Annotated in this window: 3 protein-coding genes; 2 read left to right on the forward strand and 1 reads right to left on the reverse strand. The window is 48.7% G+C overall.

The genetic code is table 11. The features are described 5' to 3' along the window. The coding region (locus AC1DUA_RS34645) for a type 2 periplasmic-binding domain-containing protein (RefSeq protein ID WP_477504057.1) at window positions 1-686 on the forward strand (686 nt) is incomplete at its 5' end. Window positions 687-750: 64 nt separating this feature from the next. Here the strand turns inward: AC1DUA_RS34645 and AC1DUA_RS34650 are convergent. Further along, window positions 751-1,617: a pentapeptide repeat-containing protein gene (locus AC1DUA_RS34650; RefSeq protein ID WP_477504058.1), complete on the reverse strand. Its 867-nt coding sequence runs from the start codon at window positions 1,615-1,617 to the stop codon at window positions 751-753. Between the two features lie 339 nt (window positions 1,618-1,956). Here AC1DUA_RS34650 and AC1DUA_RS34655 point away from each other — a divergent pair. After that, window positions 1,957-2,223: hypothetical protein (locus AC1DUA_RS34655; protein WP_477504059.1), on the forward strand; the 267-nt coding region annotated here is incomplete at its 3' end.

The following is a 2,223-nucleotide window of genomic DNA, read 5'->3' on the forward strand; positions in this document are numbered from 1 at the left end:
AAGCTGGCATGTGGGAAATGAACGCACAGGAGTTGCTGCAGTGGCAAACGCAATTGAAACAGGCTGTCCCTGATGCGAAGATCAGAATTATTCCTTCTCCGGTTGGCACAGATGGGAAAGGCGGCGGGTATTTGTACTCATCGGGTGCACGCTCGTATTTAATCAATGCGAAGACAGCGAAGGATAAAATTCCGGGCATTCTTAAGTTCTTCGAATGGCAGGCCTCAGAAGAGGCTGATAAGTGGTTTGATTTGACTCTGCCAACAGAACCTAAGACAGACGCCGAGGTGTCGGAACAGCGTTATTTGAGTGGTTTCCTTCATATGGTCAAGGACGATGCGTTCCGCAAACAAATTTTGAATACGACGCAAGAAGGAAAGGATCTGCTCAAAACGTTTGAGACTGTTTTACCGAATGAAGGACGCGGTGGCTTGGAGTTTGATCCGATATTGGAAGCTATGCAAAAAAATCCGGATATTGCGCCATTATCAGATACGGCTCCTGCCGTACTGCTCTCGCATATGGTCAAAATGGTGTATGGCAAAGAACCTATCAGTGATTGGCCGAAGGTCATCGAAGAGTGGAAGTCCAAAGGTGGGAACGATGCGTTGAAGGCTGCGAATGATCTCTACCAGAAAAGAAGCGGCATTAAACTCAGAGGCCAAGAAGCTCAGAAGTGGAAATAAGTTAACCTAATAAAGGCTGATCTAGAGGTCTGAAAAGACGTTCTAGATCAGCCTTTTGTTGCGTCTATGCCGACCAGTGAGGTGGCCGGCTGAGTGAACCAGGAAGCTTGGTATGCGAATTACCTTTCGCGGCATTGATCTGGAACTGTGTAAGAAAGAGGCTTTCTGTTAAATCAGCGCCACCCAGGTTGGCATCGCGGAAGTCAGCTCCAATGAGATCCGCTGATCGCAAATCTGCCTCTCTCAGGTCTGCTGCGATCAGATAGGCGCCTCGCAAGTGAGCGCCCCTAAGATCCGCGCCTTGTAGATTGGCTCCAATCAGATCCGCTCCTCGTCCGTAGCCTTTTGTGCGTCCACGGGAGCCCCGCTGCTGACGCTGAACGCCAGCTCTCACGAGCTCGCTTGTCTGCAGGAGCAGGGCATTCACATCTGCACGATGTGCTGCAACGTCAAGTTCCAGGAGCGCTTCAGCGCTTAATGCTGTGAGGCGCTGCGTTTCCTCTCGCGCTGAACGAAGCGCTTCATGAATAGATCGCGTCTGCTCAAGCTCAAGCGCTTCCGTCAAATACCAGAGCAGCTCATGAAGCTGCCGCATGATAGGAAACACCTCAAACATTTGTTTCGCGGTTTCCGGCGCGTTCACCCAATCCTTGCCTCCATAGGTCACTTGAGCGACATGTTGACCAGCACCAAAGCAATCGTATACGGTACATCCGCGGTAACCGATCTTCCTGAGATCCTGGTGTACACCGCAGCGATGGTCATCTCGCAGGTTAGGACAGGGCTGGCCAGCATGCTTGCTAGCTGCAAAGTCAGCTGAAGCAGCGAAAGGCAGCGCTACACAGCATAGACCAAAGCAGCTTTCGCAATCCGCCCGCAGACGGCGATAAGCGTCGTGGGAAACAGCTGTCGATTCATGAGATTCCGGCAAAGGTGGTCCTCCTTTTGTTAGCTTTCTATGATAATCAGATATTTTCAATATAAAATTATGGTTTTATTTCGTCAACGGTACAAGATGGTTATAACTAAACTTGCCTTAATTGGATGAAAAATCAATGCTTTTGATGATTTTGAGCATTGATTCGATTTATTATCAACGCTATTGGAGGTTTTGGTTATAGGCAAGCTTGCCATTCGTACGCCATAATGAAGCGTGATTGTTGGTTTATATTTCCATTTTATGCTTAAAAGTGGATAGGAGGTATGTAGCGCAGCTTTTAATGAAAACGTTAACAAATTTGGGCCAATAAGAAATGGAGGATAGGCAAGCATGATGAAAAAGGCAATTAGCTTGTTGATGGCTTTAAGTTTGACCGCTGGATCGTTGCTGACAGTACCAAATGCGAGCTTGGCGGCAAGCCCAGCTGGAACGCAGTTCCTGCCTCTACAGGATGTCACGGTTTACTCGAATGGGTATCACGTAAATGCGAAAGTCGTAGCTTCGGATACGGTTAACTATCATAAGCACGCGGAGGATGGTGGAGAGACAGATGTTATGCGTGCTGGCTTGCAGCAAGACGGGGCATCAGCCTATACC

The organism is Paenibacillus sp. 01T422, from assembly GCF_056398785.1.